The sequence below is a fragment of the Pseudomonas sp. 31 R 17 genome (assembly GCF_900004915.1).
GTDB lineage: Bacteria > Pseudomonadota > Gammaproteobacteria > Pseudomonadales > Pseudomonadaceae > Aquipseudomonas > Aquipseudomonas orientalis_A.
Genome location: NZ_CVTN01000065.1, coordinates 577,475 through 583,474 on the forward strand (window position 1 = coordinate 577,475; position 6,000 = coordinate 583,474).

Annotated in this window: 4 protein-coding genes; 1 reads left to right on the forward strand and 3 read right to left on the reverse strand. The window is 61.4% G+C overall.

Translation table 11 applies throughout. From position 1 onward, the window contains the following. The first annotated feature begins 146 nt into the window (after positions 1-146). Complete coding sequence (locus BFP89_RS14825; RefSeq protein ID WP_065886197.1) at positions 147-1,364, forward strand: class I SAM-dependent methyltransferase; 1,218 nt, start codon at positions 147-149, stop codon at positions 1,362-1,364. 152 nt (positions 1,365-1,516) lie between these two features. Here BFP89_RS14825 and BFP89_RS14830 read toward each other — a convergent pair whose 3' ends face one another. From BFP89_RS14830 to BFP89_RS14840, 3 genes are all read right to left on the reverse strand, one after another. Next, positions 1,517-4,075 carry a TonB-dependent receptor gene (locus tag BFP89_RS14830; protein WP_065886198.1) on the reverse strand — a complete coding sequence of 853 codons (2,559 nt, stop codon included), beginning with the start codon at positions 4,073-4,075 and terminating at the stop codon, positions 1,517-1,519. A gap of 118 nt (positions 4,076-4,193) precedes the next feature. Then, positions 4,194-5,159 (reverse strand): FecR family protein, encoded by a 966-nt coding sequence (locus BFP89_RS14835; protein WP_065886199.1) that lies wholly within the window; start codon positions 5,157-5,159, stop codon positions 4,194-4,196. Then, positions 5,156-5,695, reverse strand: a complete 540-nt coding sequence (locus BFP89_RS14840) for an RNA polymerase sigma factor (RefSeq protein ID WP_065886200.1) — start codon at positions 5,693-5,695, stop codon at positions 5,156-5,158. The genes BFP89_RS14835 and BFP89_RS14840 overlap by 4 nt, the downstream gene beginning before the upstream one ends. Positions 5,696-6,000 lie beyond the last annotated feature (305 nt).

Here is a 6,000-nt window from a genome sequence, read left to right on the forward strand (position 1 = left end):
ACTGATCCACTGCTATCGGGGGCAAGCCCCCTCCCACATTTGGATCTACCTTCTGTTGGAACTGACCACTGGTCAAATAACTCCGTGCCGTTGCGGGTTATCCCCCCTAAAATGCTCGGCATTCTTTGCCCGAGGCGTTTTTGTTCATGTCCGTCACCGCTCAACCCGCCAGCCCTGCGCCGGATCATCATGCCCAGTTCATCGACCTGTTGAACGCAAGCCTGGCGCATAACGCCTTTATCAAGCTGGTGCTGGCCAAGTACGTCGGTGATGAAGCCGAACTGCAGCGGCTGATCATCAAACCGGTCACCGTCAAGGAACAGCCCTGCCTGTCCTTCGTCTACCGCTACAAGACCCGCGACATCACCAAGAACCTGGCGCTGGCCGACGGTGTGGCGGCGATTGCCGAGCTGCTGCCGGCCGCGTTCAAGAACGCGCACCTGCTGTCGCTGACTGACGAAGCCCAGCTGGAATACAGCAAGAAGAACAAAAGCTCGTTGTTCAAAAGCAAGCCGCAGCAATTGCGTGAGGCGCCATCGGCCGAGCATAACCGCGAGAAAAATCGCTTCCTCGACCTGAGCCGGCCGTTCCTCGCCGACCTGGGCGTGACCGACGCCAGGCAGGCGCTGATCCCGTCGATGTCGCGCAAGTGGAAGCAGATCAACAAGTTCATCGAAGTGTTCAGTCATGCGCTGACGTCGTCGCCGTTGCAGCTCGACCAACCCGTACGCGTTGCCGATTTCGGCTCGGGCAAGGGCTACCTCACGTTTGCGATCCACGACTACCTGCGCAACACGCTCAAGGCCGAAGGCGAAGTGACCGGTGTCGAGTTGCGCCAGGACATGGTCACCCTGTGCAACGAAGCGGCCGCGCGCCTGGAACACCCGGGGTTGGTGTTCAAGTGCGGCGACGTGCGCAGCGTTGCGCCGAGCCGGCTGGACGTGATGATCGCCCTGCACGCCTGCGATATCGCCACCGATTATGCGATTCACACCGGTATCCGTTCCGGTGCGTCGATCATCATGTGTTCGCCGTGCTGCCACAAACAGATTCGCCTGCAGATCCAGAGCCCGGCGCTGCTCAAGCCGATGCTGCAATACGGCCTGCACCTGGGCCAACAGGCGGAAATGGTCACCGACAGCCTGCGCGCCTTGTTTCTCGAAGCCTGCGGCTATGAGACCAAAGTGTTCGAGTTCATCTCGTTGGAACACACCAACAAGAACAAGATGATCCTGGCGGTCAAGCGTGCCGAGCCTTTGGACAACGCGCAGCTATTGGTGAAAATCCAGGAACTCAAGGCGTTCTACCACATCACCGAACACTGCCTGGAAACCCTGCTGCGCGCCGATGGTTTCTTGACCTGAACACAGGACCCATGTGGGAGGGGGCTTGCCCTAATGCCGGTCTGTAGGAGCGAGCTTGCTCGCGAAAATCGTCAACGATAACGCGTGCTTCCTGAATGAGCGCGGCGCCTGTGAGTTTTTCGCGAGCAAGCTCGCTCCTACCGGTGTCGCAATCAGAAGAATCGCGTCACGCTGATCTTCGCATCGCGCCCCTTGGTATAGGCGCGGTCGCCGCTTAACGCCGGGCGGAAGTTTTCGTTGAACAGGTTGTCCACGGTGAAGTTCACCTCGGTGCCCTTGAGGTACGCCTGTTGCGGTGTCCATTTGGCGAACAGGCCCTGGGTGTTGTAGCGCTTGTTGTCGTACTGGTCGTAGAACAGATCGCCGACCGCTGAGCCCGGGCCGCCGGAATAGTTGTCGCTGGGCAGGCGGTGGGTGGCGCCGATGAACTGGCCCATCCAGCCTACCTGGGCATCCCAGGCCGGAATGTGGGTACCCAGCACCAGCACCCATTTGGTCGGCGGGATATCCCGCGCTGCCACGTCCGGGCCCCAGGGGTTGGTATAGGCGCCTTCGTGCTGTCCTTTGGCATAGGCGAATGACACCGAGCCGAACACGTAGGTGGAGTTATAGATCGACTCGACTTCGATGCCCTTGATCGTCAGGCCGCCGATATTGCGGTAGTTGGACATCGCCCCCGCTGGGCAGGCGGAGCCAATCGTGCCGCCGTTGACGGCCTGGTTCCGGCACCCCACGCCGGTGGCCTTGAAGATTTCGTCTTCGACCTTGTTGTGGAACAAGGTGGTGCGCAATTGCAGGTTGTCATCCTGGGCGACGAGATTGTCGAAGTGGGTGATGTTGCCCAGGGTAATCGAGGTGATGCGCTCCGGGTCCAGGTCCACGCTGGTGGCGGTGCGGCTGCCCAGGCCCTGCACTTCGTATTGCTCGTCGATCACCGGCGCACGCCAGGTCTGGCTCCAGTTGGCGAACAGGCCGACGTTGGGCGTGACGGTCCAGAACAGCGCCAGGCGCGGCGACCAGCCGGTGTAGGTGCGGTCGCTGTAGTCGTGGCCGATCGCAGGGTCAGGGTTGTTGTAGTACGGCGCATCATTGCCTTCGCCCCGGTTGCGCACATGGTCGTAGCGCAGCGACGGGGTGATGGTCAGGTCGCCCAGGGTCACTGCGTCCTGGATGAAGAAGCTGTTGGTGTCGACCTTGCCGTGGGGCATGAAGCCCGGCTGGAAATGGCCGTAGTTATAGCGCGGCGTATTGTAGGTGCTGCCGGGCATCCACATTTCGGTGTCGCGCACGTGCTTGCGCACCTGCCCGCCGACGGTCAGCGCATGCTGCAGGGGGCCGGTGTCGAACAGGCTGACGTTGCGGATATCCAGATGCTTGTCGGTGTAGGCGGTGTCCATCTTGCGCCCGCCGGTGGCCAACTGAAAAAACGCGGTGGCGTCACGCTCGTCGCTCTGTTCGGTGTTGGACTGGGAGTACTTGACGGTCATGTCCACCAGCGGGTTGTCCAGCGGCTGGTAGTGGTACTTGCCCGACCAGGTGGTGTCGACGGTATCGCGGTGCGCCAGAAAGCGCTTGAGTGCACCTTCGTAACCGTAGCGGTCGATGTTGAGCTGGGTCGGCGGTGTCGGGTAGCTGGCGGCGGAGAAGGGCGTCCAGCGGTTGCTGTGGGAGCGCGAGTAGGACAGGCCGACACTGTGCTCCTCGGTGAAGTACGCGTTGACCTTGAACAGCTTGCCGTCCACATCCTGGGCGCTGTTGGGCAGGCGCTGAGGATTGATCGGGTACTGGTTGTTCTCGTTGGGCAACTTGGCGGCAACCTTCATGTCGCCGCCGTCGCGTTGGGTCAGATAGGCCAGCGCATCGAAACGGCCGTCGTCGGTGCGGCCGTACACGGCACTGCTGTAGACCTGTTCATGGTCGTTGCTCGAGTAGCCGTATTTGAGCATTGCGCCGCTGTTGCGACCGTCCTTGAGCAGGTCCGGGGCATCCTTGGTGGTCATGTTGACCGTGCCGCCAAAGCCGCCGTTGCCGGTGAACGGTGAGTTCGGGCCTTTCTCTACCTCAATGCTCTTGATCAGCTCGGGCTCGATAAAGACAGTGCCCTGCTGGTAGCGCTCAAAACCACTCTTGGTCGCGCCATCCACGGTCATCGGCACGTCTTCGGCATCGCCGAAGCCACGGATGTTGATGGTTTGGCCGCCGGGCTTGAGCGAGCCGCCCTGGCTCACGCCGGGCAGGGTCTGCAACAGGCTGGGGATGTTATTGGACTGGTAGCGGTCGATGTCGGCCTGGGTCAGGGTGGAGCGGTTGACGGTACTGGAGTCCACTTCGTTGCCGGTGCCGATCACGCTCGAGGTATCGAGCTGGATTGCGCGGCCTTGCGTGGTCCTGGCCGCATCGGCGCGCACCACATAGGTCGTGCCAACCTTGATCAGGGTGAAGTCGGCGCCTTTGAGCAGGATACGAATCGCCTCTTCTGCGCTGTACTCTCCTTTGAGGGCTGGCGCCTGCATGTGCTTGAGCAACGCCTCATCGAACAGCAGCTGGATCTTCGCCTGCCGGGCCACCTGGCTCAGGGAGGTCGCCAACGGCTGGGCCGGCAGTTGCAGCGTGAATGACTCGGCCTGGGCGCTGACGCTGAACGCCAGGCAGGTGGCAAGCAGGGTCGGCCGTAGAAACAGGTGCGAAGCAGGGCAAGGCGCGCGAAACATGAGATCCCCCGGTGCGGCTAAATAGCCAAAAAGGTGTGCGTATCAAACGCAGACGGGAGGAAGACGGGGCACGCAAAAAAATCCACACATGCGAATGCAAAATATTCTCATGTGTGGCTTATTTGCTTGATTCGATTCGCACAATGCCGTCGGCGGACGTCACGGTTTTCACCGGTAACAGGGCGGGCAGGGCGTTGAGCAGTGCGTCCGGGTCATTCACATCCAGGTTGCCCGACACCTTGAGTTGCGCCACGGCCTTGCTGACCTGTAAAGGCGCCTGGGGACGGTACAGGCTCAATTCGTCGATCAGGCTGGCCAGCTCGCGATTACGAAACGCCAAGTGCCCGCTGCGCCAATCGGCGACGTCTTCGGCGTTGAGGGTTTGCTGCAGCAGCGTGCCATTGGCGTACTGGTAACTGGCGCGTTGCCTGGCCTGGAGCAACGCGGCGGGGTGTTTTCGATCCGGCTCGAAGGCCACTTGGCCATGGGCCACGCTGACCACCAGTTGCTGTTCGCTGCGGCGCACATCGAAACCGGTGCCCACCACCCGCACATTCGCCTCGCCGGCTTGTACGTACAGCGGGCGTTCCTGATCGGCGGCCACTTCGAGGTACAACTGGCCTTTGTCCAGGTGAAGGATGCGCTGGTGCGCGGTGAAATCCACGCGAATGCGGGTGTTGGCGTTCACATACAAGGTGCTGCCATCGGGCAGGTGCAGGGTGCGCATGCCCTTGGCATGACCGGCAACCTGGGCGTGATACAGCTCGCGTGGCGCACCGAGATGAGGGGCAAGAACGGCGCAGAGCAAGGCGGCCGCGATTGCCAGCGCGGGGCGCCATACCGGTTTGCGCCGGGGCAGCGCCAAGGGTTTGTTCAATGGCTGCAACTGGGCGAGGTCGGTCCACAATTGCTCGAATTCGGCATAGGCGCGCGCATGGGCCGGGTTGGCCCGCCAGGCGGCGAAGGCCTTGCGGTCGACACGGTCCGCGTCGCTGCGGTTGCGTGCAAACCAGCTGGCGGCTTGGGCATCGATGGCATCGCTCGCTTCGATGTCCAACGCGTCGAGGTCGCTCTGGCGGCTCATTGGGACTGCTCCGTGCCGGGGTCAGGTTGAAGACGTCGCTTGCAATGCAGCAGGGCAAAGGCGATGTGCTTTTCCACCATGCTCGTCGAAATGCCCATGCGCGCGGCGATCTGTGCCTGGCTCAAGCCTTCGAAGCGATGCAGCATAAGGGCTTCGCGCCGGCGCGGCGAGAGTTCGGCGAGGACTTCTTTCAAGTGTTCCAGGCGCTGGATGCGCAGCGCGGCGGCCATGGGCTCGTTTTGCTCGTCGGTGACGGCTTCGGTGGGGGCGTCGGCCGAATCGGCGTGGACACTGCGGCGTACCTGCTGTTTACGCCAGTGATCGCGCAGCAGGTTGCGCGCCATCTGAAACAGAAACGCCCGTGGCTGCTCGACCTTGGCCCGGTCGCGGTAGTCCAGCCATTGGGTAAACACATCCTGGGTCATATCCGCCGCGTCACTGGCGTTGTCCGTGCGTTTGCGCAGGAAATGCAGGATATCTGCATAGAACCCGCGACAGGCATCGGCCGACAATGGGTCGGGCTTGGGACGAGACATGGATATCCTTCTTGACGCAGCACGGCTTGGAAAGGTCGCGAATGATATCGAGAATTATTGTCATTTGTCTCTTTTTAAAATCTGTACTCCATTCAAAATGTGGGAGGGGGCTTGCCCCCGATGACGGTGTGTCAGTCACCGAATGTGTTGACTGATGCGCCGCTATCGGGGCATAGGCATCTACACAACTCTGTAGCGCCCAACCGTAACCACCACGATGCGAAGCGAGCCGCTCTTGATCTTGATCTGCTTTTGATCTTGATCTCAGGCGCCCCGTTAAACCACGCTGGCCGAACGCAGGCTTG

Bases quoted from the DNA above. Each gene is read 5' to 3' on its own strand.
- BFP89_RS14825 (WP_065886197.1), top strand. From the start codon at position 147: ATGTCCGTCACCGCTCAACCCGCCAGCCCTGCGCCGGATCATCATGCC.
- BFP89_RS14830 (WP_065886198.1), bottom strand. From the start codon at position 4,075: ATGTTTCGCGCGCCTTGCCCTGCTTCGCACCTGTTTCTACGGCCGACC.
- BFP89_RS14835 (WP_065886199.1), bottom strand. From the start codon at position 5,159: ATGAGCCGCCAGAGCGACCTCGACGCGTTGGACATCGAAGCGAGCGAT.
- BFP89_RS14840 (WP_065886200.1), bottom strand. From the start codon at position 5,695: ATGTCTCGTCCCAAGCCCGACCCATTGTCGGCCGATGCCTGTCGCGGG.